Raw genomic sequence first — 26,553 nt, forward strand, 5'->3', positions numbered from 1 at the left:
ATGTTCGAGACGCTCAAAGCCCAGCCCGCTGACAAGATCCTGTCGCTCATGGCCGCCTACCGCGAGGATCCGCGCGACACCAAGGTCGACCTTGGCGTGGGCGTCTACAAGGACGAGCATGGCAACACCCCCGTCATGCGCGCTGTGAAGGAAGCCGAGCGCCGGATCGTCGCCGATCAATCGACCAAGGCCTACACGGGACTCGCCGGCGATCCCGCCTTCGCGGACGCGATGATCGACCTGGTGCTGGGCGAGACCGTGGCGCGCGACCGTATCGCCGCCATCGCGACCCCCGGCGGGACCGGCGCGATCCGCCAGGCGCTGGAACTCATCCGCATCGCCTCGCCCGGGGCCACCGTCTGGCTGTCGAACCCGACCTGGCCGAACCATCCGTCGATCGTGAAATTCCTCGGCATGAAGATGCAGGAATACCGCTACTTCGACGAAGGCACCCGTGGCGTCGATTTCGACGGCATGATCGCGGATCTGGGCACCGTGGCGGAAGGCGACGTCGTCCTGCTGCACGGCTGCTGCCACAATCCCACCGGGGCAAACCCCACGGCGGACCAGTGGGACCGGATCATCGCCACCGTGAAGGAGCGTGGCGCGGTGCCTCTGGTCGACATCGCCTACCAGGGGTTCGGCGACGGGCTGGACCAGGATGCGCAGGCGACCCGAAAGGTGGCGGGCGCCTTCGACAACGTGCTCATTGCCGCGAGCTGTTCGAAGAACTTTGGCGTCTACCGCGAGCGGACTGGCATCCTCATGGGGATTGCCCGCGACGCCGACGAGGCCAAGCTGACTCAGGCGAACCTGAACTTCCTGAACCGTCAGAACTACTCCTTCCCGCCAGACCACGGCGCACGGGTGGTGACGACGATCCTCACCGACCCCGAGCTGCGTGCCGACTGGGAGGCCGAACTGGAAGAGACCCGCAACACCATGCTGGCCCTGCGCCAGCAACTGGCGGACGAGTTGCGGCAGCGGTCCAACGACGACCGCTTCGACTTCATCGCGCGGCACCGGGGCATGTTCAGCCGGATCGGCGCCTCCCCGGACGAGGTTGAGGCGATGCGGCGGGAGAACGGCATCTACATGGTCGGCGACAGCCGCATGAACATCGCGGGGCTGAACGCGAAGACCGTGCCGCTTCTGGCGCAGGCGATCGTCGACGCAGGCGTGTGACACCGCGCAGGCGCGCATCCTTGTGACCGACGCCGCGTTCCGGCCGTGCAGGACTTGTGCGCGGCCGCGCATCAATCTATGCCGATGGGTGACAGAAACGAAATAAAGTGTCTCGCCCATGTCTTTCCGCCTGCAACCGACGCCACCGGCCCGGCCGAACCGCTGTCAGCTTTTCGGACCGGGGTCGAATACCAAGCTCTTCGCCAAGATGGCCGCGTCGGAGGCCGACGTGATCAACCTCGACCTCGAGGACAGCGTCTCGCCGGGTGACAAGGACGCCGCGCGGGCCAACGTGATCGAGGCCATCGGCGCGCACGACTGGGGGACGAAGACGCTGTCGGTGCGGATCAACTCGCTCGACACGCCGTTCTGGTATCGTGACGTGGTCGACCTGCTGGAGCAGGCGGACGAACGGCTCGACCTCATCATGATCCCGAAGGTCGGCAATGTCGCCGACGTCTACGCCGTCGATGCGCTGGTCACCGCGATCGAGACCGCCAGGGGCCGCACCAAGAAGATCGGCTTCGAGGTCATCATCGAATCCGCCGCCGGTCTCGCCCACGTCAACGAGATCGCCGCCGCCTCGCCCCGGATGCAGGCGATGAGCCTGGGCGCCGCCGACTACGCGGCCTCCATGGGGATGCAGACCACCGGCATCGGTGGCACGCAGGAGAATTACTATATGCTCCACGGCGAGGCGCGGCATTACTCGGACCCCTGGCACTGGGCGCAGACCGCCATCGTCGCCGCCTGCCGCACCCACGGCATCCTGCCCGTGGACGGCCCCTTCGGCGATTTCAGCGACGACGAAGGCTACCGCGCGCAGGCCCGCCGCAGCGCCACGCTGGGGATGGTCGGCAAATGGGCGATCCACCCCCGCCAGATCGCGCTGGCCAACGCGGTCTTCACCCCCTCCGACGCCGCCGTGGCCGAGGCGCGAGAGATCCTCGCCGCGATGGAGGACGCCAAGGCCAAGGGCGAAGGGGCCACGGTCTACAAGGGACGCCTCGTGGACATCGCGTCGATCAAGCAGGCCGAGGTCATAGTAAAACAGTCAGAGATGATCGCGGGCTAAAGCCCTACTCGCTTCTTGGAGGGGCTCCGCCCGCTTGTGCCTGGGATCGTCCATAGGACGATCCCTGGACGGCCTCACCATTGCATCCCCTGCCCTCGCCCGCATATATCGGACGGGACGCAAAAGGGGCTTCTCATGACGCAATATCTCGATTTCGAAAAACCGCTCGCGGAAATCGAGGGCAAGGCCGAGGAGTTGCGCGCCATGGCCCGCGACAACGAGGGCATGGACGTCGAGAAGGAGGCGAAGGCCCTAGACCGAAAGGCCGCCGACCTGCTCAAGCAGCTTTACGGCAGCCTGTCGCCCTGGCGGAAGACGCTGGTCGCGCGCCACCCCGAACGCCCCCATTGCCGCGACTACATCGAGGCGCTCTTCGGTGAATTCACACCATTGGCAGGCGACCGCAACTTCGCCGACGACCACGCGGTGATGGGCGGCCTCGCCCGGCTGGACGGACGCCCCGTCATGGTCATCGGTCACGAGAAGGGGAACGACACCAAAAGTCGCATTGCCCACAACTTCGGCATGGCGCGTCCCGAAGGCTACCGCAAGGCGATCCGCCTGATGAAACTGGCCGACCGCTTCGACCTGCCGGTGGTCACGCTGGTCGACACCCCCGGCGCCTACCCCGGCAAGGGCGCGGAGGAGCGTGGCCAGTCCGAGGCGATCGCCCGGTCGACCGAGGCCTGCCTGGATCTCAAGGTTCCGCTGATCTCGGTGGTGATCGGCGAAGGCGGCTCCGGCGGGGCCGTGGCCTTCGCCACCGCCGACCGGGTCGCGATGCTGGAACATTCGATCTACTCGGTGATTTCTCCCGAAGGCTGCGCCTCGATCCTGTGGAAGGATCCTTCCAAGACGCAGGAGGCCGCGGCCGCCTTGCGACTGACCGCGCAGAACCTGCACGAACTCGGGGTTTGCGACCGGATCGTGCAGGAACCCCTGGGCGGCGCCCACCGCGCCCCCGATGCCACGATCCGCGCGGTGGGAGAGGCGATCAAGGAGCTTCTCGCCTCCTTCGACGGCGTCGCGCCCGAGAAGATCATGTCGGGTCGTCGTCAGAAGTACCTCGACCTCGGCAAGAAGGGTCTCGCCGCCTGACAATCTCGGCGCTTGGCCGACCCATGAGCGGCGGGTGACGGCGGCTCCTACGCCTAAAGGTCCTACCCTCCGCCTTCTGAACGCACATCGACCAACGACGCGGCATTCAACGGCGCATGTCTGTCGGTCACGGGGCGATCCGTGCCCGAAACGGGCTTTATCCGACCGAGCTCAGACCGAGAATATCCGCCACGATCATGTCGTGATCGGACAGCGGCGTGCCATCGGGCGCCAGTGACGGACGGATCTCCACCGGACCCAAGGTGACGCCGCGGGCCAAGAACCAATCGAGTTTCATCGCCCGCTCCGGCCAGCGGGTAATAAGGCTGGGCCGCGTGGTGGGTGTCTCTTCGTCTCCGCCATGGCGGGTGAAACCCGCGGCTTCGGCGAGCGCGAAAAGCCCCTCCGCCCGCCAGTCGCCGCCCGCGTGGTTGCCGGTGTTCAGATCGCCGCCGATCAGCACCGGCAGGCCGGGGAATGCCGTGTCGAGCGTGTCGATCAGGCCGCCGACCTGCGCTTGGCGGTGGGCGGCGGAACTTGCGCTTTCCAGGTGCACCGCGACGACCAGCAGAGGTCCCGCGGCGGTCTCGATCCGCGCGCCGATCGCTATGCGCTCGCCAAGCCGGGGCTGCTCCGCGTCGCCAAACCACTGGCGGTGCCCGTGCAGGCGAAGCGCGAACGGCGCCGCCAGCGTCGTGCGCGCCAGGACCGCGTTGCCGTGAAGGCCCATCTCGTTGTGCTGATCGGTGCAGAATTTCCGCTCGCCCGGTGACCCGAGGCCGGTTTCCACGAACTCCACCGCATAGGCATGACCCATGCCAAGCGGCGCTGCGACCTCTGCCGTGGTGTGAACCTGGGCGGTGCGGGCCATGCCGCAGTCCATCTCGGACAGCAGCAGCACGTCGCAATCACGGGCGTGCGCGGCCGCCGCGCCGGGGAAGAGACAGCGTTCGAGGTTCCAGGCCCCGACCCTGAACGGCACGGCAAGCGGCGCGGTTGTGGGTCCCTGCCGCAGCTCGATGGCATTCAGGGCCGCCACTTCGGCGGCATGGGCATCGTGGGTCGCCACGTCGCGCGCAAGCCCAGCGATGTCGCGCTGTGCGGCGGTCGGGGCGGGCAGTGTCGCGAGAGTGTCGCGTATCACGCGGGCACCGCCTCTGGCCGGGTGACGGTCTGCGGCAGGCGGCGTCCGGTCTTCACGTCGAAGAGGTGCAGCGCCCCGGGATCGACGGACAACCGCAGATCGGCCGGCAGCGACTCCGCCCCGGTTTCGGTCACGGCGATCTTCTGGCCGTCGACGAACCCGTGGACGATGCGCTGCGCGCCGAGTTCCTCGATATAATCGACCCGCATCGGCAGGGGGCCGTCGCGGGTGATGCGCAGATCCTCGGGCCGGAGTCCCAGCGTCACCTCGCCCGCGGGAACGGCGGCGGGGGCCACGACATGATCTCCGACCAAAGCCTGCCCGTCGCTCACCCGAGCGTCCAGAAGGGTCATCGCGGGGGAACCGATGAAGGCCGCGACGAAGGCCGACGCCGGACGGCGATACACCTCGAGCGGGGCGCCGACCTGCTCGACCGCGCCATCGCGCAGGACGATCAGCCGGTCGGCCAGGGTCATCGCCTCGAGCTGGTCGTGGGTGACGTAGAGCGACGTGGTGGCCAGCCGCTTCTGAAGGCGCCGGATTTCGCCGCGCATCGACACGCGCAGCTTGGCGTCGAGGTTCGACAGCGGCTCGTCGAACAGGAACGCCGAGGGCTGGCGCACGATGGCCCGGCCCATCGCGACCCGCTGGCGCTGGCCGCCCGAGAGCGCGCGCGGCTTGCGGTCGAGGTAGGGGGCCAGTTCTAGCATCCGCGCGGCCTCGTCCACGCGCCGGGTGATCTCGTCCTTGGGCGTGCGGCGGTTCTTCAGCCCGTAGGCCATGTTGTCGCGCACGCTCATGTGCGGGTAGAGCGCGTAGTTCTGGAACACCATGGCGATGTCGCGATCGGCGGGGTCGAGCGTGTTGACCACCCGGTCGCCGATGCGCACCTCGCCCCGGGTCACGTCCTCCAGGCCGGCGACCATGCGCAGCATCGTGGACTTGCCGCAGCCCGAGGGGCCGACCAGCACGACGAACTCGCCGTCCTTGATCTCGACGTCCACGCCCCGCACGGCGTCGACGCCGCCCGCGTAGGTCTTGCCGACGTTCGAAAGAGTTACCGTTGCCATTATTTATCGCTTTCCGTCAGGCCCTTGATGAACATGCGCTGGAACACCACCACCACGATGATGGGCGGGATCATGGCCAGCACGGCCAGGGCAAAGGCTTCGTTGTAATCGGGGATCTGGCTGCCGACCCAGACCTGGAGGATCGACTTGATGCCGCGCATCAGGGTGTAGAACGATTCGTCCGTCGTCATGATCAGCGGCCAAAGGTACTGGTTCCAGCCGTAGATGAACATGATGATGAAGATCGCCGCCATCATCGTCCGCGACAGCGGCACCAGCACGTCGACGAAGAACTTCCACGGACCCGCCCCGTCGATCCGTGCGGCCTCGAGCAACTCGTCCGGGACGGACTTGAAGAACTGGCGGAAGAAGAAGGTCCCGGTGGCCGAGGCCAGGAGCGGCACGATGAGGCCGGTGTAGCTGTTCAACAACCCCAGCGTCGACATCACCTGGTAGGACGGCATGATCCGCACTTCGAGCGGCAGCAGAAGCGTGGTGAAGATGGCCCAGAAGATCAGCGTGGCGAAGCGGAAGCGGAAGTAGACCAGCGCGTAGGCCGCGGTCATCGACAGGACGATCTTGCCCACCGCGAACCCGATCCCCATGATCATCGAGTTCCCCAGCATCAGCAGACCGGTGACGTCGCCGGTGAAGCCGCCGCGTGCGGTCAGCACCTTGTTGTAGGTCTCCACCCCGTCGCCGCCGGGGGTGAGGTAAAGTCCATTGCTGTGGATCTCGATCGCGGCATGGGTCGAGGACATGAGCGCCACGATCACCGGCAGCGCCATGAAGAGCGCGCCCAGGATCAGGACGAGATGGTCGAGGGGTTTCACTTGCTGCATGGTCTCACCCGTAATGGACGCGGCGTTCGAGGAAGCGGAACTGCACCACGGTCAGCGCCGCCACCACCACCATCAGGATCACCGATTGCGCCGAGGATCCGCCGATGTCGTTGCCTTTGAACCCGTCGAGGTAGACCTTGTAGACCAGCGTCATCGGGTTGTTCGCGGGCTTGTCCTTCACCACCACGTCGAAGATCGCGAAGGTGTCGAACATCGCGTAGGTGATGTTGATGATCAGCAGGAAGAACGCGGTCGGCGCCAGCAGCGGCAGCACGATGTCGCGGAACCGCCGCCAGCCCGAGCGGGCGTCGATCAGCGCCGCCTCGCGCACCGACACGGGCACGGTCTGCAACCCCGACAGGAAGAAGATGAAGTTGTAGGGGATCTGTTTCCAGACCGAGATCGTGATGACCGCGATGGCGGTGTCCCAGTAGTTCACGCCGACCCGCAGGTCGTGGCCGAAAAAGGCGAAGAGCTCGGTGATCGGCCCGATGTGCTGGTCGAAGATCATCATCCCGATCAGTCCCGCCACGGGCGGCGCGATGGCATAGACCGAGATCAGAACCGTCTTATAGGGCCCTGCCCCGCGGATCACCTTGTCGGCCTTCACCGCCAGCAGCAGCCCGATCCCCAGCGACAGCGCGGTGACCACGACGCAGAAGAACGCGGTGAAGGCCGCGGTCGCCTGGTAGCGCGCGTTGGTCAGCGCGTCGGAATAGTTCTCCATTCCCACGAAGGTCGCACCGAAGCCGAAGGGATCCTCGATGTAGAACGACGACAGGACCGCCTCGACCGAGGGCCAGTAGAAAAAGATCACGACGACGGCGAGTTGCGGCGCGAGGAACAGCCAGGGCGTCAGCGGACGGTCGAACTGGACGCGCTTCTGCGGCTCCGAAGCGCCGATCGCGGCCAGGCCGCGCATGAGCCGCGCGAAGGGCCGGCGCGGCACCGAAACGGAGGGATGGGTGAGGGTCACGTGGAATTTCCCGAACTTCGGAACGAAAGAAGGGACGGAGCGGCGACCGCTCCGTCCCGGTATGGCGGTCGGATCAGTTCGACGCGGTGCGGCCGAAACGCTCCAGCAGCTCGTTGCCCTCGGTCTCGATGATCTCAAAGGCTTCGCTCACCTCGACCTCGTCCGAGAAGATGCGGTTGAACTCGCGCTCCATCACGGTGCGGATCTGCGGGTAGAAGCCCATCCGGTAACCGCTGGTCCATTCGCCGCCGTCCAGCTGCAACTGCTGGATGCCGATTTCGGCGACGGGCTGCTCCTCGTAGTAGCCCTCGTCGCGCGCCATCTCGTAGGCGGCTTCGGTGATCGGCACGTAGCCCGTGTTCTTGTGGTAGTAGACCTGCACCTCGGGCGAGGTCAGGAAGGTGAAGAACTGCGCGGTGCAGGTGTTCTCTTCCTCGGGGTGGCCCGCCATCGCGAAGAGCGCCGCACCGCCGATGAAGCTTTGCGTGCCCGCGCCCTCGATGCCGTCCCAGTAGGGCATGAACACGGCCGAGAAGTCGTCCGACATCGACTGCTGGAGACCGCCGAACGAACCCGACGAGCCGATCCACATGGCGCTTTCGCCTTCCTCAAAGGGACGCAGGTTGTCGCCCCAGCCTGCACCGTAGAAACCGAAGAGACCGTCGTCGGCCCATTCCTTCAGCTTCTCGAACATCATCACCTGCTCTTCGTCGGTGACCATGATCTCGGTCCCGTCGATGGCGTCGTAGCCGTTGTTGTTGCTCGCGAACTGCAGGTTGTTACGCGACTTGAAGTTCTCGACCATCATCCAGGTCAACTGCGAGGCGGTCAGCGGCAGGTAGCCGGCCTCTTTCAGCGCGGGCGCGATCTCTTCGAACTCTTCCCAGGTCTCGGGCGGCTGCACGCCGGCCTCTTCGAAGGCGGCGGTGTTGTAGTACATGATCGGCGCCGACGAGTTGAAGGGCATGCCGATGAACTTGCCGTCCGAGTCGGCATAGAAGCCGCGCACGCCGGGGATGAAGGCCTCGCGGTCGAAGGATTCACCGGCTTCCAGGATCAAATCCTCGGCGGCGATGGTCGCGCCCTCGGCCGAGATGATCGTCGCCGCACCGGCGTCGAAGACCTGCAGGATGTTGGGCTGCTCGCCCGAGCGGAAGGCGGCGATGCCGGAGGACAGCGCTTCCTCGTAGGTTCCGCGGGAGATCGGCGTCAGGTTGCACTGGTCCTGCGCGTCGTTGAACTGCTGCGAGATCTCGTTGATGACCTCGCCGTTGCGGCCGCCCATGCCGTGCCACCAGCTGATGTCCGTGGCGGCCATTGCCGTCGTTGCGGTCAGGATGGAACCGATCGCGATGCTCGTCGTTTTGATCATGAGACCCTCGTTGTGTTGCTCGAGGCTCTCCTATGGCGGGAATGTAACGGATTTCTCTCGCTTTCGTGAATGCCTTGTAACAACCAGCCCGGCTGCCGCGGCGTCAAGCGAGACGGGGTTTTGACGACTGCATTCTGCCACCCCCTCATGGGTCGCCGCGACGTCAAAACGGATGAAATCGCCGAGATTCGGGCCGCTTTCACAGATCCATCCCGTGCGTGCGACCCGTGCCGGAGGGGTCGAGACCGCAAGTCACGTGCACGGGAAAACCGCGTGACCCGCAGGCAGTGTCGTTTCATGCGAGAAGCCCCGGTGCGCCCGTGACTTCCTTGGACGACCCTTCGAACCGGTCCCGCGTTGGTCTCTCGGGGCGGGGGCACGCCCCTTCTCACCACATGCGCGTGCGTGCGTAGTCCGGGTAGTCCGCGTCGTAGGCGCGTGCATCGGTTTCGCCGTCCGCCTCGCGCAGCAGCTCGCCCGCCGTGGGCAGACCGTTCGATCGGTCCTCGCCGGTCCAGAGATCGGCGCGCATAATCGCCTTGGCGCACTGGAAGTAGACCTCGTGAACCGAAACCACGACCACGCTGAGGGGGTGCTTGCCGGACTGGCTGAAACCCTGGACCGTGTCGGCATCCGTCGTGACGATCCCGGTGCCGTTCACGCGCACCACGCTGGTGCTGCCGGGCACCATGAACATCAGGCTGACCCGCCCGTCGCGCGCGATGTTGCGCAAGCTGTCGAGCCGGTTGTTGCCCTTCCAGTCGGGCAGCAGCACGGTCCTGTCGTCGGCGATCCGAACCACCGGCCCCGCATCCCCGCGTGGCGATCCATCGGTCCCCTCCGGCCCGACGGTCGAGACGACGACGAAGCGCGACTTGGCGATCCACGCCCGGTAGGAGGGTGTCAGGTGATCCTGCACCTTGGTCAGCGATCTCTCGCTGGGCGCGCCGTAAAGCGCATCGAGGTCGTCCACGCTCAGCGGTGTCATACGGGCGGTCCTTCCATCTCCGGCGGGTCGGGCGGGCGCCGTGTCAGCATCAGGCCCGCTTCGCGCGCCAAGGCGTTCGAGCGGGTCTCGATCACCTCTTCGAGCTGCTGCAGGAAGACGCGCGAGGTCAGTCCCGGGGCGATCGGATCGCAGAACTCGAAGACGGCGCGCCCGGGCTTGCGGTAGATGCCGCGCTTGGGCCAGAAGACGCCCACGTTGGTGGCGACCGGCACGCAAGGCTGGTTCATGTCCATGTAGAGCGCGGCCGTCCCCTTCTTGTAAGGAGCCATGACGCCGGGGGCGACGCGGGTGCCCTGCGGATAGATGCAAAGCTGCCCCGGCAGGGCATCGCCCGCCTTCACCCGCGCCAGCATGTCCTTGATCGCCTGGGATTTCTTGCCGCGATCGACGGGGATGCAGCCCGCGCGATAGGCAAAGAACCCCAGCACCGGCGCGTAGAGCAGCAGGCGCTTCATGATGAACCGCGGTCGCGGCAGGACCTGGTAGATCGCCATCACGTCCATGAAGCTCTGGTGCTTGGCCGCGATCATGCAGCCGGTGGTAGGCGGCGTGCCGCGAAACTCGAACCGCAGGCCGATCATCCAGCCCGCCATCCACATCACCGCGCGGGCATACCATTGGCAGGTGTTGCGCGCCCCGTCGGCGTGCAGCAAGGCATAGGGCAGGAACACGATCCCCATCACCGCCATCAGAAGGTAGGATACGGCGCTGAACACGAGCGAGCGCATCCACTGCAGTGCATATCTCATAGATGGGACCTCAAGGTGGCGTTGGCCGCAAGCCGCGTGGCGAGAAAGGCGATGACGGCACACAGGACCGGGATCAGCAGCGGCACCAGCCAGCCCGGGCCCGTGAAGCCAAGCCCGGTCAGGAAACCGTCCGCCGGCCCTTCGGGAATGAGCAGGATACAGGCCATCCCCGCCGCGGTTCCGGCGACGGCACCGGCGGCGGCCCGCAGGGTGAAGCGGCGCACGAAGGCCCGCGCGATGTAGCTGTCGCGCGCCCCCACCAGTCGCAGCACTCGGATGACCTGCGCATTGGCCGACAGCGCCGATTGCGCGGCCAGCGTGACCATGGCCGCCAGCGCGCCCAGGATCAGCAGCAGGGCCGCCCAGCCCAGCGTGCGCAGCCGGTTGGCCGCGTCGACCAGCGGATCGCGCCAGCGGGTGTGATCGTCGAGGACGGCGCCGGGCACCTCGGCCTGCAGGCGCGCGCGCAGACCGGTGGCGTCGTAACCCGCCTCGGTCTCGACGATCTCGATCAGTTGCGGCATCGGCAGCGCGTCGAGCGGCAGGTCCGGGCCGAACCACGGTTCCAGCAGCGCCTGCTCCTCGGCTTCGGTCAGCGCCCGCGCCTCGGCGATGCCGGGGGTCTGCTCGAGCACCTGCAGGGCAGCGGCGGTCTGCGCCTCCACCTCCACCGCGGGGGCGGAGATGCGCAACGTCGAGGTGCGCGCCAGTTCCTGCGCCCAGCGGTCCGCCAGCCGCCCGGAAGAGACCGAGAACGCAAGTGCGAAGACCGCGAGAAAGGCCATCGCGGCGGCAGTGAACACCGTCAGGCGTGCCGTGAACCCGGAGGGCGGAACCGCGCGATCCGCCTGGCCGTCGCCGCGCAGCAGGGTCCAGAGCGCAGACAACCGTCCGGTCACAACGTCACCCCCGACTCCAGCCGTCCCCGCGTCAATCGCAGAAGCTGTGCGTTCACCTGCGACTTGGCCGCGCGGATCAGGTTCAGATCGTGGGTCGCGATCAGCACCGTCTTGCCCATGCGGTTGAGTTCCACCAGCAAGGTCAGCAGCCGCTGCGACATCTCCCAGTCGACGTTGCCGGTGGGCTCGTCGGCCACGATCACGTCGGGCGACGTGATGACCGCGCGCGCCAGGGCCGCGCGCTGGCGCTCCCCGCCGGAAAGCTGCGGCGGCGTCTGGTTCGCCTGCCGCGTCAGGCCGACCCAGCCGATCAGATCGTCGAGGTTCTGCGCCGCCTCGTCGGCCCGGCCGGAGACCTGCAACGGCAGCGCCACGTTCTCGGCCACGGGCAGATGGTCGAGGAACTGGCAATCCTGGTGCACCACGCCGATCCGACGCCGCGTGAGCGCCATCTGGTCGCGGCTCATCTCCGCTGCGTCCTGACCGAAGAGGGCCACCCGTCCCGACGTCGCCAGAAGATCTCCGTAGATCAGCTTCAGCAGCGTGGTCTTGCCTGCCCCGGACGGCCCGGTGAGAAACAGGAAGGACCCCGGTTGCACCGAAAGCGACAGGTCCGCGAACAGCGTGTCGCCCCCGTAGGCGTAGGATACGTCCTCTAGTTCGATCACCGACGGCCCCGCCTCGTTTTCGGTCGCCCTGTTTTGCCTAAATCTGCAACAGGTTACAATGCAAACCGCGCCGCTCCCTTTCCCGCGAGGTTCGGCAAGGCTAGTCTTGTCCCAGTCGGTCCGGGTCGGGCGGCGTATCGAGAGGTCCACCATGGCGAGCATCCGGTTGATCTGCCCCAATTGCGGCGCAACCTACGAGATCGAGGCCAGCGCGATCCCCGACACCGGGCGAGACGTGCAATGTTCCAACTGCGCCCACATCTGGTTCGAGGAACCGACCCGTCCCTTGGCCGAGGACACGGCGACGGCGGACCCAAGCGCCCCACCCGCCGAGCACGACACGCCGCCGAGCGGCGCGAAGGCAGCGGCAGAGGTCGAGGCCAACCCCACGGCGGCCTTCGGTCCTGAAAGTGCCGCGTCGCCAGACGATTCACCCGAACCGGGGCCGACGGTCAGCCGCCGCCCGACGATTTCGGTCAAAAGGCGCGCCGTAACCCCGGTCGAGCCCTCGGGCGATGATGATACGGCGACCGGCGCAGACCGCGCGGCGGATGTCCCATCCCCCGAGCCCGCGCCCGTGGCGGCATCCGCCGGCATCGATACCACGGCAGAAGCGACCGAGGACGGCCCGACCCCGCCCGCCGTCCAGTCGTCGCGCCGCACGCTCGATTCGTCCATCGCCGAGATCCTGCGCGAAGAGGCCGCGCGCGAAGAAGCCGCGCGCCGGGCCGAGGCCGGGGCCGCCGACCCCTTCGAAGAGCAGGGCGACCTGGCCCTCGACCCGCCGCCCGCGGCACCGGTCGAACCCCGCCGGGCCGAGGCGCGCGCCGATCGTCCGCGCAGCACGCCCGAGGTGGCGACCGGGAAAAGCCGCGGCGACGTCTTTCCCGACATCGAGGAGATCAACTCCTCGCTCGATACGCATCGCGTCACCGACCCCGACCTTTATGACGATCACGCGAAGACCAGATCGCGGCGCGGCGGGTTCCTGACCGTGCTGGGGTTGATCGTGCTGGCGATGCTGGTCTACGCGATGGCCGACGAGATCGGTCAGTCCCTGCCCGCGCTCGCGGATCCGCTGGACGGTTACGTCGATGTCGTGGATGTGGCGCGTCTCTGGCTCGACGCACAGGCCCGCGCGCTGGCGGATCTTCTCAACGCGGGCTGAGGGGCCTTCGCCGCGTGCCGTCCCGCCATTGGCCGGGTACGGAACACAAGGCGCACCGGTTTTCACGCTCTTACAGACCGTTTTCCCCGACGGTGTTTATCACGGCCCGGACAATGGCCGGCCCCGCGGCCTTTCGTGAGCGGCCCTAGAACCGATCCAGCAACCGGTTGAGATAATCCCGCTCGACCTGCGGGCGGTCCTGCTCTCCCGAGCGGCGGCGGAGTTCGTTGAGGAGATCCTCCGCCCGGCGGTAGGTGTCTTCGCCTTGCAGCATGTTCTCGTCGCTGCCGAACTGACCCGAATTGCCCAGCTGACGGCCCAGCGGATCGCGGCGGGAGGGCTGGACGTCGCCGCGCGCCTCGCCTTCGGCCTGGCCCTGGCCGGGTTGCTGGTCGTTTTCGGCCAAGGCCTCTCCCAGCGCGCGCATCCCGTCTCGCAACGCGTCGAGCGCTTCGGCCTGCCGGTCGATCGCCCCGCCCAGATCACCGTCGCGCAAGGCGTCCTCGGCGCGGTCCATCGCCCCTTCGGCCCGGTCGAGGCTGCGGCCCGCCCGGTCCCCTTCCTCGCCGCCGATGCCGGGAATCTGCCCGCGCTGGCGGTTCAACTCGTCACGCAGGGCTTGTTGACGTTGGGCGAGGCTTTCGCCGTCCTGCCCGGGCTGGCCCGGACCGCCCTGACCCTCTTGCGGTTCGCCGCCGGGCTGGCCTGGCGCGCCCGGTTGCCCCGGCTGCTGGCCCTGCCCCGGTTGCTGTCCGGGCTGCTGTCCTTGCTGCCCCTGGCCCGGCTGTCCGGGCTGCTGTCCTTGCTGGCCGGGCTGTTGGCCCTGCTCCGGACGGCGCTGGCGCTGCAGGTCGCGGAATGCGTCGTCCGACAGCTCCTGCTGCTCGCGCAACGTGTCGGCCAGATCCTGCATCGACTGCTCACCGGGCGTGCGCGGCCCGTCACCCTGCCCGTCACCTTGCGTGATACGCATGTTCTCGAGCATCTGGTTGAGCTGTTCCATCAGCGCCTGCGCCTCGGCCATGCGCCCTTCCTGCATCAGCTCCTCGATGCGGTCCATCATCGCCTGCAGCTGATCCTGGCTCATCTCGGTCGAGTTCTCGGACATGTCGGGCTGGTCGGTGCCATCCTCGCCCGGCTCCATCTGGTCGGCCAGCATCTGCATGTAGTCGTCGGTAGCGGCGCGCAGCTCGTCCATCAGCTCCGCGATCTCCGCCTCCGAGGCACCGTTACGCATCGCCTCTTCCAGCCGCTCCTGCGCCCGGCGCAGGCGTTCGCGGGCGTCGGCCAGCGTGCCGTCCTCCAGCTGGATCGCAAGATCCCACATCGCCTGCACCAGCTCCGCCTCGTTCTCTTCCGAAAGACCGGACTCGTTGAACGATTCCAGCCGCCGGATGATCTGGCGCAGTCGCAGGTAGGTCGTATCGTTGGTGAAGATATCCTCTGGCAGGTAGCTGATGGACCGCAGCACGCGGGCGACGCGGGGGCCGTTGTCGTGGCTCCACATCAGGTCGCGGCGCTGTTCGATCACGGCGCGGGCCATCGGCTGGAAGAACCGGCGCCCCGGCAAGGTCAGCGGTGTCGCAGCACTGGAGCCTTCGTTGCCCGCGGCGTCCGTCACCGTCAACGTCAGCGTCACCGGCAGGTTCGCGAGCGGATGCTGGGACAGGTTGTCGATCAGCGCTTCCTCGAACTCGGCGCGGTCGCCGCCGAAGGGCATCGGCAGGTCCAGCACCAGCGGCTCCACCGGGTCCGGCGCGACCGCCAGCCCGTAGCTGCGCTCCACCGCGTCGAGGTCGAGCGCTATGGTCGCGACTCCGGTTTCCACCCCGTAATCGTCCGAGGCGGTGAAGGGCTGGCTCAACTCGCCCATGGCGTCGGCCTCGATCTCGCCCGAAAGCGCGACCTCGGGGGCGGCATCGGCGATCACCTCGATCTGCCAGGCCGCGCCGCCGGGCCCGTCGATCGAGAGGATACCCGGAGAGGCCACCGTGAAGCTTTGCTGCGGCTCAGAGGCGGGGGGAATCTCCTCGGTGCGATCCGACACGGTCTCGGTCACGGTCAGCGCGCCGACCTCGCCGTAAAGCCGCAGGGTGATGTCCGACCCCGCCGGCACGGCCAGCGGACCCGGCGGCTGGTCGGCAAGGTAGAGCGTCGGCTTGCCGGTATAGGCGGGCGGCGCGATCCAGCCTTCCCAGACGGGACCGGTCGCCAGCGCCTCGCCACCTTGCGCGATGGTGGCGACGCTGCCGATCCGCAGCACGGAGCCGAAGAGCAGCGCGCAGACGAAGAACAGCAGGGCGATGAAGCGCAACCCATAGGGATCGTTCCGGCTGACGCGCAGATCGCCCGGCACGGCCCGCGCCCCTTCGGAGGCGCGGCGCATCCGGGCCACGTGGGCCTGCCAGACGGCTTCCGAATCCGCGTCGCCCGACCCGATGGCCTGGCGATCCGAGAGGGCCGCGATGGGGCGACCGGGCAGGCTGGCGTCCAGACGGGCCGTGGCCTCGGCCCGGCTGGGCCAGCGGAACCGGCGCGCGCCCCAGATCACCGTGGCGCAGATCGCGACGAGGGATGCGATGGCGAAGGTCCAGAAGACCTCCAGCGGCCAGCGGTCCTGCCAGCCGAACATCAAGGGCGCGAGGACGACGAAGACCACCGTGCACAACGGCCAGAATGCGCGGGTCGCGCGTTCGGCCACCAGTCCCGCGCGCGTCAGCGACACGGGCCGTTTCAGGTGCGGCAGATCGTCGTTCGGATGGGTCAGGCCCGGTCCTCCGGCGCTGGATCAGGCCGTGCGGGTCACAACCATGCGGGAAGTGTATCGCGCGCGATCATTTCGTCAAAGGTGGGACGCGCCCGGATAACCGCGAATTGATCGCGCTGCACCAGCACCTCCGGCACCATCGGGCGGGAGTTGTACTCGCTGCTCATCACGGCGCCGTAAGCCCCCGCCGAGCGGAAAGCCACGACGTCCCCCGGGCCCACCTGCGCCATCTCGCGCCCGCGGGCGAATGTGTCACCGCTTTCGCAGACCGGCCCGACCACGTCATAGGTCGCGCGTTCGGCCCCCGGCGCGGGCTCGACCAGGGGCACGATATCGTGGTGCGCGTCGTACATCGCGGGGCGGATCAGATCGTTCATCGCCGCGTCCAGGATCAGGAACTGGCGGTCCGCGCCCTGCTTGACGTAGATCACCTCGCTGACGAGAAGGCCCGCGTTGCCCGCGATCAGGCGGCCCGGCTCGATCTCGATCTCGCAGCCCAGGTGGCCGACGCTTTCACGGATGAGCGCGCCGTAATCGCTGGGCAAGGGCGGGTTGGCGTTGCCGGTGGCGTAGGGAATGCCAAGACCGCCACCGAGGTCGAGGCGCCTGATGTCGTGCCCGTCCGCGCGTAGGGCCTCGGTCAGGTCCGCCACCTTGCCGTAGGCGGCGCGAAAGGGCTCCAGCTCGGTCAACTGGCTGCCGATATGCACATCGATGCCGATGACCTCGATCCCCGGCAGGCGCGCGGCATGGGCATAGACGTCGCGGGCGCGGTCGATGGGGATGCCGAACTTGTTCTCGGACTTGCCGGTGGCGATCTTGGCATGAGTGCGCGCGTCCACGTCCGGATTTACGCGGATCGTGATCGGCGCCCGCAGGCCGAGCGAGACGGCGACCTCGGACAGCGCCTCCATCTCGGGCTCGCTCTCGACGTTGAATTGGCGAATGCCCCCCGTCAGGGCCGTGCGCATCTCGCCCTTCGTCTTGCCCACGCCGGAGAAGACGATCCGGTCGCCGGGGATGCCCGCCGCCCGGGCGCGGCAATATTCGCCTTCGGACACCACGTCCATGCCGGCACCCGCATCCCCCAGAAGCTGGATGACCGCCTGGTTCGACAACGCCTTCATCGCGTAGCAAACGAGGTGGTCCATACCCTCCAGAGCCGCATCGAAAAGCCGGAAATGCCGCAGGAGGGTCGCGCTGGAATAGACGTAGAACGGCGTGCCGACGGCTTGGGCAATATCCCGCAAGGGCACGTCCTCGGCATGCAACTCGCCGTCGCGGTAGAGAAAATGGTCCATCGCGCGCCCCCGCCCTTCAGTCAGCGCCCTCTTAGCAAATCCCGGGCGGGGCGCAATGGGACCGCGGGCGGCGTGCCGTCGCGCCCGGAACCACCATGCCGCACCGCGTCAGCGGACGGGCCTTGCGCGCAAAAACAGGTAAAGCGGCAACCCGCAGCTCACCCCGATGCAGAAGGTGGCCGGGATCGCGAGCAAGGCTTCCCAGTTGCGCCGCACCGCGACCTCCACCAGGACCCACAGGGTCAGGGTGATCGCCGCGATGGTCAGATCCCAGGTCAGGCCCGTGGTGGCCGCGTTCACGTACCAGGCATCTATCATGCCGCCGAGCGACCAGCCCTCGGTCCGGAACCAGGCGATGAACCAGGCCATCGGATGCACCGCCCCCCAGACCGCCAGCGCGGCCCAAAGCCAACGCAGAGGCGTCATGTCCCGCAGCAGGTGCGTCATCGCCCGATGCTCAACGGGATGCCCGCAGCACCCAGCCGCAGGCCGCCGGGTCCGATCGCCACGCGCCCCACCCCGTCCGAGACGCTGACCGCGGGCGACACGCCCCCCGCCCCTACGCCGATGCTGGGAGCGACCACGGGCGTCCGCGCCTGCGGATCGCCCTGCACGCCGCAGGCGCTCAGCAGCGCCAGCGCCAGTGTCAGGCCAAATGCTCTTTCCATGCCGCGATCGCCTCCCTCACCCGGACCGGAGCGGTGCCCCCGAAGCTCGTGCGGGAGGCCACCGAATTCTCGACCCCCAGCACGTCGAAGACGTCCTGACGAATACCATCGTGCACCGACTGCATCTGCGCAAGGCTCAGGTCGGGCAGGTCGCAGCCCTCGCTTTCAGCCATCGCGACCAGGGAGCCCGTCACGTGGTGCGCCTCGCGGAACGGCAAGCCCAGCTCTCGCACCAGCCAGTCGGCCAGGTCCGTCGCCGTCGAAAAGCCGGTCGCGGCGGCCGCCCGCAGCGCCTCGCGGTTGGCGGTCATGTCACCCACCATGCCCGCCATCGCGGCCAGGCTCAGCATCAGGTTGTCCGCGGCGTCGAAGACCTGCTCCTTGTCTTCCTGCATGTCCTTGGAATAGGCCAGCGGCAGACCCTTCATGACCGTCACCAGCGCCACGTTCGCCCCGAAGATCCGCCCGATCTTGGCGCGCAGCAGCTCTGCCGCGTCGGGGTTGCGCTTTTGCGGCATGATGCTGGATCCCGTCGACCATTTGTCCGACATCTTCACGAAGCGGAACTGGGCCGAGGACCAGATCACCAGCTCCTCCGCCAGCCGGCTCAGGTGCAGCGCGCAGATGGTTGCCGCGCCAAGGAACTCCAGCGCGAAATCCCGGTCCGACACCGCATCGAGGCTGTTGGCCATCGGCCCGTCGAAGCCCAGCGCCTCTGCCGTCATATGCCGGTCGATCGGGAAGGACGTCCCCGCCAGCGCCGCTGCCCCCAGGGGCGAGAGGTTCATCCGGCGGCGCGCGTCCGCGAACCGCGCGCGGTCCCGGCCCAGCATCTCGACGTAGGCCAGCATGTGGTGGCCCCAGGTCACGGGCTGCGCCACCTGAAGGTGCGTGAACCCCGGCATGACCCAGTCCGCCCCGGCCTCCGCCTGGCCCAGCAACGCTTGCTGCACCGCCTTCAGCGCGGCATCCGCGGCGTCGCACTGGTCGCGCACCCAAAGCCTGAAATCGACCGCCACCTGGTCGTTGCGCGACCGCGCCGTGTGCAGACGCCCCGCGGCCTCGCCCAGGATCTCCTTCAGGCGGGCCTCCACGTTCATGTGGATGTCCTCGAGCGCCGCGGAAAACCGGAAATCCCCGCCCTCGATCTCTGACAGAACCGTGAGAAGGCCTTCCCGGATCGCCTCGGCATCGTTATCAGAGATGATGCCGGTCGCGGCCAGCATCGCCGCATGGGCGCGGCTGCCTTCGATGTCCTGCGGGGCAAGACGGCGGTCGTAGTCGATCGAGGCGTTGATCGCCTCCATGATCGCGTCGGGGCCGGCGGCGAAACGGCCGCCCCACATGGTGTTGGCGTGGTCGGTCATGGCGGAAGGGACCCAGGTTGGCGTTGCGGAAATCACGGTTGATCTACATGGGCGCTGCCGCGCTTGCAATCGCGCTGGCGGCGCTGACCCTGTCACCGGGCGGCCAGGCGGCCGAACCGGTCGACACCGCGGACCTGCAGGCGCTCGCGACCGGTGACATGCGCAAGCTCACCTGGTCGGACGGCGCCGAGGTTCCGGCCATAACCTTCCAGACCGAGGACGGAACCGAGGTTACTCTGGCAGATTACGCCGGCACGCCGGTGGTGCTGAACTTCTGGGCCACCTGGTGCGCGCCCTGCCGGGTGGAGATGCCGCACCTCGCCCAATTGCAGGATGACCTTGGCGATACCGCCACCGTCCTCACCGTCGCCACGGGCCGCAACGATTCCGCCGCGATGGACCGCTTCTTTCAGGAGATCGGCGTCACCAACCTGCCCAAGGCCCGCGATCCCGACCAGAGCATGGCCCGCAGCCTCGGCGTTCTGGGCCTGCCCGCCACCTTGCTGATCGACCCCGAAGGACGCGAGGTCGCGCGCCTGCTGGGCGAGGCCGATTGGTCCTCGGACAGCGCCCGCGCCATCGTCACCGCCTTGGCCGACGGTTGAGGCATCCAGCGCCCCTCCGTTCTGAAAGCATCCCCCCGGCAAGACGTCCCGCAGGCTCCTCCCCCAAGCCGCGGCGCTGGGACTGCGCCTCAGGCGCGGCCCGCCTCCGCCGACAGCAGCAGGGGATTTATGCCCAGCCGGGCCAAGGCGCCCGACCACATCGCCCGCGCCTCGCCGAAGACCAGCGCGGGATCGGCGTCGCCCACCAGCCAGCCGTTGGCGGCGATCTCGCGCTCCAGCTGTCCCTCCGCCCAGCCCGCATAGCCCAGCGTCAGGACGCAGGATGCGGGCCCTGCCCCCTCGCCCAGCGCCTCCAGCACGTCGCGGGTCGCGGTCAGGCAAAACCCGGGCGCGATCCGCGCGGTACTTTGGGCAGAGGTGTAATCGTCCCCGTGCAACACGAACCCGCGCTGGCGCTCCACCGGGCCGCCGAAGCGCACGGCCACGTCGCGCGGGGCGCCGGGCGTGATCTCCATCTGTTCGAGCACGGCCGCGAAGTTCACCCCGTCCAGAGGCTTGTTCACGATCAGCCCCATCGCGCCGTCGTCGGAATGTTCGCACAGGAACACGACCGAACGTGCGAATCGCGGATCGTCCATGTCGGGCATGGCGATCAGAAGGCGGCCTGTGAGGGAAAGCGTATCGGACATGCGCGGATCATGCGCGCAGCGGCGGTGCGGTGCAACCGGTCACGTCCCTGCGAGATCGCGCGCGCCCTCTTCCCCACAGCACCCGGATACGGCACGAGGAACGCCATGAAGTACCTGTCGATCCTCTTCGCCCTGCTCGTCACCAGCGCCGTCTCCGCCCAGACGGTCGAGACGCGGCTGACGATCCTGCCCGGCTACCAGACCGCGGAGGGCACCCGCATGGCGGCCTTGCGGCTCGACCTGCCGCCGGGGTGGAAAACCTACTGGCGTGCCCCGGGCGACGCCGGGATCCCGCCGCTGATCACCGTGGAGGGGGCACCCGGCGCCCGAATTCATTGGCCGACGCCGCGTGCGTTCGACCAGAACGGCATGCGCTCGATCGGCTATGCCGAGCGTTTGACCCTTCCGGTCGAACTGCCCGCGGGCACGACACGACTTTCGGGCACCATGGACATCGGCATCTGCCACGACGTCTGCGTCCCGGTGGAACTGCCGTTCGCGGCGGACCTCGGCGCGCCCGGCCCGCCGGATCCGGCGATCCTGGGGGCGCTTCTCGACCAGCCGCAGCCCCGTGGCACCGCCGTTTGCGAGGTCGCCTCCGACACTGACGGTTTGCGCCTGACCGCGACCTTGCAAACCCCCTCGACCGGCGCGCCCGAGGCGCTCGTCATCGAGACCGCCGATCCTGCCATCTGGGTCTCGGAGCCGCAGATCGACCGGACCGGAGATCGCCTGGTCGCCACCGCCAGGCTGAAGCGCGGCGCCGATGCCTTCGCGCTGGATCGCAGCGGCCTGCGGTTCACCCTTCTGGGACGCGACCGCGCGACCGAGATCATCGGCTGCACCGGCACCTGAGGCCCGCCTTCTCCACGCACGAGAGGCGGTCCCCTTCGATCAAGACTCGCGCCCCCGGCGCCCAGCGTCATCGCAACGCCCTTCGGGCCGCGACGCGCCGCCCCCCTGCTTCTTCTAGCCCAAAAATACCTGTCCCGCCGGCGAGGCGTCTTGCAGGTTCCGCCCGGACCACCGCCGCCGCGATGCGCACCGCAGCCGCGCGCCCCGCTCAGCCGGCCGTGCGCGACCCTCTGCGCAACCCGAATCCCACCAGCGCCACGGCATAGATCGCGACCAGCCCCGCCCCCGACAGCGCAAGGAACGCCGCAAGGGCCGGCCATACGCCCGAGAGGATCGGCGCCAGATCCGCGACGAACGGCCAGGCCGCGCCGGTGATCAGGACCGGGACGAGCGTGGCGGCGAAGGCGGCCAGGACCCAGGCCGCCCCGATCCGCGCGGGGCGTGCCATGCCGGAATGACGCGCGCGCAGCCCCCGGCGGGCCGCGGTGACCTGGCGCGCGACATCCGCCTGCATCGCCATCAGCGATGGCACGACGACCAGCACCAGCACCATCCCGAACCCAAGCCCGTAGACCAGCGTCACCACAGTCGGCTTGAGAAACTCGGCCTGCGTCGACCCTTCGTAAAGCAACGGTGCCAGGCCCAGCACGGTTGTCAGCGTGGTCAGCAGCACGGGCCGCAGGCGATTCACCGCGCCATCGATGATCGCAGGCACGAGGCCGCGGTCCCGCGCGAATTCGTCGACGGTCGTCACCAGCACGATGGAATCATTGATGATGATCCCCACCATCCCGATCATGCCGATCACGGTGAACAGGCTCATCGGAATGTCCCAGGCCCAGTGGCCGTAGATCGTGCCCACCAGGCCGAACGGCACGATCGCCATCACCACGAGCGGCCGGGTCCAGCTTCCGAAGATCCAGGCAAGGCTCAGGTAGATCCCCGCCAGCACCATGATGAGCGCATTGCGCGCATCGGTCAGGAACGCGTCCTCCTGCTCGCTCAACCCCGAAAGCTGCGTCTGCACGCCGAACCGCTCCTGGATCCGGGGCAGGATCGTGTCGTTGATGGTTTCCTTCACCGCCGTCGCGCGGGCGGCGTCCTCGTCGGCGAGATCGCCGATCACGCTCAGAAGCGGAACCCCGTTCTCGCGCTGGACGGTCGAGAATCCGGTGCGGCTCGTGACCGAGACCACGTCGGCCAGCGGCACGTAGACGCCCGCTTCCGTGCGGACCTGCGTCCGGTCGAGGAAATCCGCCGACAGCTCGTCCTCGGGCAGTTCCACCCGGATCGTGGCAGAGCGCACGCCATCGGGAAAACTCGCCGCCTCGATCCCGCCCAGCCGGTTGCGCAGGGTGCGGCCCAGCGTGTCGATGTTCAGCCCCAGCGCCTGACCCTGCGGCGTCAATTCCAGCGAGAGCTCCTCCTTGTCGTAAGCCAGCGTATCCTCCAGCCCGCTGACCTCGGGGAACTGTGCAAGCTCCGTCTTCAGCGCCTCGGCCGCGGATTTCAGCGTGACCGCGTCTGCGCCGAAGATCTGGATGTCGAGCCCGTCGCCCCCCGGCCCGCCGCCCCAACGCCGGAAGCTGACCGTCTCGGCCAGGGGGTGCTGGACGTAGGTTTCCTGCAGGCGAGAGACGAAGTCGGACGAACTGAAGGGCCGGCTGTCCGCATCCGTCAGGCTGATGCTGACGGCGCCCAGCTGGTCGGGCTCCTTCTGGTCGGCCCCCGCGATGCCCCGCCCTGCGGAACCGCCGATCTCCGCGATCACGTAGGTAACGGGATTGGCCCCGGTCTCTTCTTCGAAGGAAGCGGCGGTGGCCTCCACCGCGCGCTGCATCTCGCGCAGCATCTCGACCGTGTCGCTGCGGGTGGCGGCGGGCAGCATCGCGAAGTTGCCCGTGACCTCTCCCTGCTCGGGCTGCGAGAAGAAGCGCCACTGCACGTCCCCGCTGATAAAGAGCGCGATCTGGCTGCCCAGGATAGCCACGACGCCCGCGAAGACGGGATAGCGCGCGCGGATGATCAGCGCCATGAGCGGGCGGAAGATCCGGTCGCTGAACCAGGAGAACCCGCGGTTCACCGCCCGGCTGGGCGCGTCGTACCAGGCCTGGCCGGAGGATGGCCCGATGGAATGGCTCAGGTGGTGCGGCAGGATCAGGAAACATTCCGCCAGCGAGGCGATGAGCACCACGATCACCGTGAACGGGATGTCCGCGATCAGATCCCCGAAGCGTCCGCCCACCGCCACCAAGCCGAAGAAGGCGATCACCGTCGTCAACGTGGCCGAGAAGACGGGGCTGAACATGCGTTTCGCGGCGTTCTCGGCGGCGACCTTGGGCGGCTCGCCCAGTTCGCGGGCACGGTAGTCGGCGTGTTCGCCCACCACGATGGCGTCGTCCACCACGATGCCCAGCGTCAGAATGAGCGCGAAGAGCGAGATCATGTTGATCGTGACACCGGTCAGGTACATCAGGAAGATCGCCGCGAGCATCGCCGCGGGGATCCCCATCGCGACCCAGAAGGCGGTGCGCGCATTGAGGAAGACGAAAAGCAGCAGCACCACGAGACCGAGCCCCATCAGCCCGTTCTCGAACAGAAGGTCCAGCCGGCCTGTGATCTGGTCGGCCCGGGTGTTGATCAGGTCGATCGTGGTGCCGGCGGGCAAAATCGCCTGCAACTCGGCCGCGACCTCCTCGACCGCGCGCTGCAGGCCGATGGCGTCGCCGTCGGCACTGCGCGTCACGCTGATCTGCACCGCCGGGTTGTCGCCCACGAAGTAGGCGCGACTGCGGTCGGCCCCTTCGACCCGCACCTGGGCCACGTCGCCCACGGTCAGGGTCGACCCGTCGGGTTCGGCGCGCAGGGCGATGGCCTCGATCTCTTCCGCCGAGCGCTTGGCCACACCGGTGCGCAGCCGCGCGGCGCCGGAGACATCGCCCGCGGGACTGCCGGTCGCCTCTTCGCCGAGGCGGGCGGCGATGTCCGACAGGCCTATGTCGTGCTCGATCAGGCTGATCTGCGGCACCTCGACGATCGTGGAGGGGGCGGCGATCCCCTCGACGCTGGCCTGCGTCACACCGGCCTCGAAAAGGCGTACGACCATCTCGTCGGCGAAGCGGCCCAGTTGCGCGACGCTGACGGGCCCCGTCAGCACCACGTCGGTCACCCGGTCCGACCAGCCGCCGCGCCGCACGTTGGGTTCCTCGGCATTCTCGGGCAGGCCGGACACGCCGTCGATGGCCAGTTGCACGTCCTCCGCCGCCCGGTCGATATCGGTGCCCGGCGCGAAGTCGAGACGGATCCGGGCGGAACCTTCCGAGGAGGTCGACTGGCTGTCCGTCACCCCCTCGACCGCCAGCAGCGCGGGGCCCAGGATCTGGACGATGCCTTCGTCGACAGACTCCGCCCCGGCACCGTCCCAGGCGACGCTGACGGTCATGCCGTCCACGACCACGTCGGGGAAATACTGCGCGCGCATGTTAGGCCAGGCGAAGACGCCGGCGGCCAGCATCAGGACGAGAAGCAAATTCGCGATGGTGCGGTGACGCACGAAATAGGACAGAAGACCGCCCGCGTTCATCCGCCCGCGGTGCCCTCGATGCGGGCGATCGTCTCCGCCGGAACTTCGGGCGCGTCGAGCTGTGCAAGCAGCCGCGTCTTCACCGCCTCGGGCATCTCGCTGCCCTCGACCAGCGACTTGAGTGCCGCGCGCCGTTCGTCGTCCAGCGCCACGGGCGGGTCCGGCTCTGCCGGCGTGCCATCCTCGGACAGGGGACGGACGCCGATCCCGGCGCCCAGCAGGGGCGAGCGTTCCGACACGATCCGCGCGCCGGCCAGGTCCTCAGCCGCGATCAGCACGTCGTCGCCCTGCCGGCGCAGGATGCGGGTCTGGCGGCTTTCCAGCCGGTCTCCCTCTCCCACGACCAGCACCGTCTCGTCGGCCGCGACCGCCGTCGCGGGCACGCGGGCCACGTCGTCGAGGCTGGGTTCCTCGACCACGACGGTCACGAAATCGCCGGGACGCAGGGCCGCCGCCCCGTCGAGGGTCGCGAACAGAAGCCGCCCGGTCTGACCTTCGCCCACGGCGCCGCCGACCCGGTCGATCCGGCCCTCCGCGGTCACCTCGTCGCCGCCACCCAGCGAGACGCGCACCGGCAGCCCCTCGATGCCACCCGCCCCGGCCACCAGCCGCGCGAACTGCGCGGTCGAGACCCGGAAGGACACGTCCAGCAGGTCGGGATCCAGCAGGACGGCGAGCTGTTCGTTCGCTGTCACCCGGGTTCCTTCCGCGATGGCCACCTCGGACAGGATCCCGGCGAAGGGCGCCTCGACGGTGGTGTCCTGCAGCGTGCGGTCGGCCTCCGTCAGGTCGATCCGCGCCCTGTCGAGCGCCGTGGCCGCAGCGTCGATCCGCGCCTCGGCACTGGCGAGCGCCTGCCGGCGGGTCAGCACGCTGCCCTGCGCCGAGGACAGGGCGAGCTCGGCTTCCTCGACGCTCGACTGGGTGCCGACGCCACGGTCGGCCAGGTCGCGCGCCCGGTCCAGGCTGGTCTGGCGCAGGCTCACCTGCGCCTCCGCAGCCGCAAGCTCGTCGCGGGCCAGCTCCAGCCCGCGATCCGCGTCGCGCACCTCGGCCTGGGCATCGCGCTGATCGGCTGCGGTGCGGTCGCGGGCGGCCTGCGCCGTGGCGGGATCGATCCGCAGCAGAACCTCGCCGGCCTCCACCGCGCCGCCGTCGACCAGCGCGTCTGAAACCTCCAGCACCGTGCCGCTCGCGCCCGCGCGCAGGTCCAGAGTACGACGGCTCAGGATCTCTCCGAACGTGCGCAACTGCGGCGACAGGGTGCTTGGGACGACCTCCGTCACGTTGACGGCGAAGACCCGCTCGCGGGACGGGAAGCTGCGGGGCTCCTCGTTCATCTTTGCCACGACCGCACCGCGCACCGTGCCGATGGCCACCGCCAGCAGCGCCAGGGTGGCGGCGAGCAGGAACACTCCGGTCAGGCTTCGGCGCAGGAAGCGCATGGGCAATCCTCGTCAGGGTCCCGATCTAGCTAAGCCCCTCCGGGCCGGGGGCCAAGC

The 26,553-nt window shown here is 68.4% G+C and carries 23 protein-coding genes; 6 read left to right on the forward strand and 17 right to left on the reverse strand.

The features are described 5' to 3' along the window. The 3 genes from EU805_RS14040 (at position 1) to EU805_RS14050 (ending at position 3,358) form a co-directional block, all read left to right on the forward strand. Entirely contained in the window at positions 1 to 1,185 is a 1,185-nt protein-coding gene (locus EU805_RS14040; RefSeq protein WP_129764621.1) for an amino acid aminotransferase, read from the forward strand. Positions 1,186 to 1,303: 118 nt separating this feature from the next. Then, a complete protein-coding gene (locus tag EU805_RS14045) occupies positions 1,304 to 2,260 on the forward strand; it encodes an L-malyl-CoA/beta-methylmalyl-CoA lyase (protein WP_129764622.1) in 957 nt (318 codons plus the stop codon). A gap of 135 nt (positions 2,261 to 2,395) precedes the next feature. After that, positions 2,396 to 3,358, forward strand: a complete 963-nt coding sequence (locus EU805_RS14050) for an acetyl-CoA carboxylase carboxyltransferase subunit alpha (protein WP_129764623.1) — start codon at positions 2,396 to 2,398, stop codon at positions 3,356 to 3,358. 157 nt (positions 3,359 to 3,515) lie between these two features. Here the strand turns inward: EU805_RS14050 and EU805_RS14055 are convergent, their stop codons facing one another. From EU805_RS14055 to EU805_RS14095, 9 genes are all read right to left on the reverse strand, one after another. After that, entirely contained in the window at positions 3,516 to 4,502 is a 987-nt protein-coding gene (locus tag EU805_RS14055; protein WP_129764624.1) for an endonuclease/exonuclease/phosphatase family protein, read from the reverse strand. After that, positions 4,499 to 5,572, reverse strand: coding sequence for a sn-glycerol-3-phosphate ABC transporter ATP-binding protein UgpC (ugpC, locus tag EU805_RS14060; protein ID WP_129764625.1), 1,074 nt, complete (start codon positions 5,570 to 5,572; stop codon positions 4,499 to 4,501). Before ugpC ends, EU805_RS14055 begins: the two co-directional genes overlap by 4 nt. Then, positions 5,572 to 6,414 (reverse strand): ABC transporter permease subunit, encoded by an 843-nt coding sequence (locus EU805_RS14065; RefSeq protein ID WP_129764626.1) that lies wholly within the window; start codon positions 6,412 to 6,414, stop codon positions 5,572 to 5,574. Before EU805_RS14065 ends, ugpC begins: the two co-directional genes overlap by 1 nt. Before the next feature lie 4 nt (positions 6,415 to 6,418). Continuing rightward, complete coding sequence (locus EU805_RS14070; RefSeq protein ID WP_129764707.1) at positions 6,419 to 7,336, reverse strand: ABC transporter permease subunit; 918 nt, start codon at positions 7,334 to 7,336, stop codon at positions 6,419 to 6,421. Positions 7,337 to 7,463: 127 nt separating this feature from the next. Beyond that, the gene (locus tag EU805_RS14075) at positions 7,464 to 8,762 is read right to left on the reverse strand and encodes an extracellular solute-binding protein (RefSeq protein ID WP_129764627.1); all 1,299 of its coding nucleotides are present in this window, start codon (positions 8,760 to 8,762) and stop codon (positions 7,464 to 7,466) included. A gap of 388 nt (positions 8,763 to 9,150) precedes the next feature. Next, positions 9,151 to 9,750, reverse strand: a complete 600-nt coding sequence (locus EU805_RS14080; RefSeq protein WP_129764628.1) for an MSMEG_1061 family FMN-dependent PPOX-type flavoprotein — start codon at positions 9,748 to 9,750, stop codon at positions 9,151 to 9,153. Then, complete coding sequence (locus EU805_RS14085; protein WP_129764629.1) at positions 9,747 to 10,520, reverse strand: 1-acyl-sn-glycerol-3-phosphate acyltransferase; 774 nt, start codon at positions 10,518 to 10,520, stop codon at positions 9,747 to 9,749. The genes EU805_RS14080 and EU805_RS14085 overlap by 4 nt, the downstream gene beginning before the upstream one ends. Further along, positions 10,517 to 11,419 (reverse strand): ABC transporter permease, encoded by a 903-nt coding sequence (locus tag EU805_RS14090; protein WP_129764630.1) that lies wholly within the window; start codon positions 11,417 to 11,419, stop codon positions 10,517 to 10,519. The genes EU805_RS14085 and EU805_RS14090 overlap by 4 nt, the downstream gene beginning before the upstream one ends. Next, positions 11,416 to 12,087, reverse strand: coding sequence for a cell division ATP-binding protein FtsE (locus EU805_RS14095; protein WP_129764631.1), 672 nt, complete (start codon positions 12,085 to 12,087; stop codon positions 11,416 to 11,418). Before EU805_RS14095 ends, EU805_RS14090 begins: the two co-directional genes overlap by 4 nt. Before the next feature lie 106 nt (positions 12,088 to 12,193). On the opposite strand from EU805_RS14095, the gene EU805_RS14100 reads away from it, so the two are divergent. After that, a complete protein-coding gene (locus tag EU805_RS14100; protein ID WP_165351959.1) occupies positions 12,194 to 13,255 on the forward strand; it encodes a zinc-ribbon domain-containing protein in 1,062 nt (353 codons plus the stop codon). Positions 13,256 to 13,400: 145 nt separating this feature from the next. On the opposite strand, the gene EU805_RS14105 is transcribed toward EU805_RS14100, so the two are convergent. From EU805_RS14105 to argH, 5 genes are all read right to left on the reverse strand, one after another. Continuing rightward, positions 13,401 to 15,980, reverse strand: coding sequence for a TIGR02302 family protein (locus EU805_RS14105; RefSeq protein WP_242494175.1), 2,580 nt, complete (start codon positions 15,978 to 15,980; stop codon positions 13,401 to 13,403). A 77-nt stretch (positions 15,981 to 16,057) separates the two neighbouring features. Continuing rightward, entirely contained in the window at positions 16,058 to 17,323 is a 1,266-nt protein-coding gene (gene lysA, locus EU805_RS14110) for a diaminopimelate decarboxylase (RefSeq protein WP_129764634.1), read from the reverse strand. A 108-nt stretch (positions 17,324 to 17,431) separates the two neighbouring features. Further along, positions 17,432 to 17,749, reverse strand: coding sequence for a DUF2834 domain-containing protein (locus EU805_RS14115; RefSeq protein WP_129764635.1), 318 nt, complete (start codon positions 17,747 to 17,749; stop codon positions 17,432 to 17,434). Between the two features lie 17 nt (positions 17,750 to 17,766). Further along, positions 17,767 to 17,991, reverse strand: a complete 225-nt coding sequence (locus tag EU805_RS14120; protein ID WP_129764636.1) for a hypothetical protein — start codon at positions 17,989 to 17,991, stop codon at positions 17,767 to 17,769. Beyond that, entirely contained in the window at positions 17,970 to 19,358 is a 1,389-nt protein-coding gene (gene argH, locus EU805_RS14125; RefSeq protein WP_129764637.1) for an argininosuccinate lyase, read from the reverse strand. Before argH ends, EU805_RS14120 begins: the two co-directional genes overlap by 22 nt. A gap of 47 nt (positions 19,359 to 19,405) precedes the next feature. On the opposite strand from argH, the gene EU805_RS14130 reads away from it, so the two are divergent. After that, complete coding sequence (locus EU805_RS14130; protein ID WP_129764638.1) at positions 19,406 to 19,963, forward strand: TlpA disulfide reductase family protein; 558 nt, start codon at positions 19,406 to 19,408, stop codon at positions 19,961 to 19,963. An 89-nt stretch (positions 19,964 to 20,052) separates the two neighbouring features. Here EU805_RS14130 and EU805_RS14135 read toward each other — a convergent pair whose 3' ends face one another. Then, positions 20,053 to 20,613: a YqgE/AlgH family protein gene (locus EU805_RS14135; RefSeq protein ID WP_129764639.1), complete on the reverse strand. Its 561-nt coding sequence runs from the start codon at positions 20,611 to 20,613 to the stop codon at positions 20,053 to 20,055. 105 nt (positions 20,614 to 20,718) lie between these two features. Here EU805_RS14135 and EU805_RS14140 point away from each other — a divergent pair, with 105 nt between their 5' ends. After that, the gene (locus tag EU805_RS14140) at positions 20,719 to 21,468 is read left to right on the forward strand and encodes a protein-disulfide reductase DsbD domain-containing protein (protein ID WP_129764640.1); all 750 of its coding nucleotides are present in this window, start codon (positions 20,719 to 20,721) and stop codon (positions 21,466 to 21,468) included. A 208-nt stretch (positions 21,469 to 21,676) separates the two neighbouring features. Here EU805_RS14140 and EU805_RS14145 read toward each other — a convergent pair whose 3' ends face one another. Together EU805_RS14145 and EU805_RS14150 are read right to left on the reverse strand one after the other, a co-directional pair. Further along, complete coding sequence (locus tag EU805_RS14145) at positions 21,677 to 25,051, reverse strand: efflux RND transporter permease subunit (protein ID WP_129764641.1); 3,375 nt, start codon at positions 25,049 to 25,051, stop codon at positions 21,677 to 21,679. Beyond that, positions 25,048 to 26,496 (reverse strand): efflux RND transporter periplasmic adaptor subunit, encoded by a 1,449-nt coding sequence (locus tag EU805_RS14150; protein WP_129764642.1) that lies wholly within the window; start codon positions 26,494 to 26,496, stop codon positions 25,048 to 25,050. The genes EU805_RS14145 and EU805_RS14150 overlap by 4 nt, the downstream gene beginning before the upstream one ends. Positions 26,497 to 26,553 lie beyond the last annotated feature (57 nt).

This window comes from Salipiger sp. IMCC34102, from assembly GCF_004145405.1.
GTDB lineage: Bacteria > Pseudomonadota > Alphaproteobacteria > Rhodobacterales > Rhodobacteraceae > Loktanella.

What these genes read in the sequence shown, in the direction of transcription:
- EU805_RS14040 (WP_129764621.1), top strand. Translation starts at nt 1, where the DNA reads ATGTTCGAGACGCTCAAAGCCCAGCCCGCTGACAAGATCCTGTCGCTC.
- EU805_RS14045 (WP_129764622.1), top strand. Translation starts at nt 1,304, where the DNA reads ATGTCTTTCCGCCTGCAACCGACGCCACCGGCCCGGCCGAACCGCTGT.
- EU805_RS14050 (WP_129764623.1), top strand. Translation starts at nt 2,396, where the DNA reads ATGACGCAATATCTCGATTTCGAAAAACCGCTCGCGGAAATCGAGGGC.
- ugpC (WP_129764625.1), bottom strand. Translation starts at nt 5,572, where the DNA reads ATGGCAACGGTAACTCTTTCGAACGTCGGCAAGACCTACGCGGGCGGC.
- EU805_RS14065 (WP_129764626.1), bottom strand. Translation starts at nt 6,414, where the DNA reads ATGCAGCAAGTGAAACCCCTCGACCATCTCGTCCTGATCCTGGGCGCG.
- EU805_RS14070 (WP_129764707.1), bottom strand. Translation starts at nt 7,336, where the DNA reads ATGCGCGGCCTGGCCGCGATCGGCGCTTCGGAGCCGCAGAAGCGCGTC.
- EU805_RS14075 (WP_129764627.1), bottom strand. Translation starts at nt 8,762, where the DNA reads ATGATCAAAACGACGAGCATCGCGATCGGTTCCATCCTGACCGCAACG.
- EU805_RS14080 (WP_129764628.1), bottom strand. Translation starts at nt 9,750, where the DNA reads ATGACACCGCTGAGCGTGGACGACCTCGATGCGCTTTACGGCGCGCCC.
- EU805_RS14085 (WP_129764629.1), bottom strand. Translation starts at nt 10,520, where the DNA reads ATGAGATATGCACTGCAGTGGATGCGCTCGCTCGTGTTCAGCGCCGTA.
- lysA (WP_129764634.1), bottom strand. Translation starts at nt 17,323, where the DNA reads ATGGACCATTTTCTCTACCGCGACGGCGAGTTGCATGCCGAGGACGTG.
- EU805_RS14115 (WP_129764635.1), bottom strand. Translation starts at nt 17,749, where the DNA reads ATGACGCCTCTGCGTTGGCTTTGGGCCGCGCTGGCGGTCTGGGGGGCG.
- EU805_RS14120 (WP_129764636.1), bottom strand. Translation starts at nt 17,991, where the DNA reads ATGGAAAGAGCATTTGGCCTGACACTGGCGCTGGCGCTGCTGAGCGCC.
- argH (WP_129764637.1), bottom strand. Translation starts at nt 19,358, where the DNA reads ATGACCGACCACGCCAACACCATGTGGGGCGGCCGTTTCGCCGCCGGC.
- EU805_RS14130 (WP_129764638.1), top strand. Translation starts at nt 19,406, where the DNA reads ATGGGCGCTGCCGCGCTTGCAATCGCGCTGGCGGCGCTGACCCTGTCA.
- EU805_RS14135 (WP_129764639.1), bottom strand. Translation starts at nt 20,613, where the DNA reads ATGTCCGATACGCTTTCCCTCACAGGCCGCCTTCTGATCGCCATGCCC.
- EU805_RS14140 (WP_129764640.1), top strand. Translation starts at nt 20,719, where the DNA reads ATGAAGTACCTGTCGATCCTCTTCGCCCTGCTCGTCACCAGCGCCGTC.
- EU805_RS14145 (WP_129764641.1), bottom strand. Translation starts at nt 25,051, where the DNA reads ATGAACGCGGGCGGTCTTCTGTCCTATTTCGTGCGTCACCGCACCATC.
- EU805_RS14150 (WP_129764642.1), bottom strand. Translation starts at nt 26,496, where the DNA reads ATGCGCTTCCTGCGCCGAAGCCTGACCGGAGTGTTCCTGCTCGCCGCC.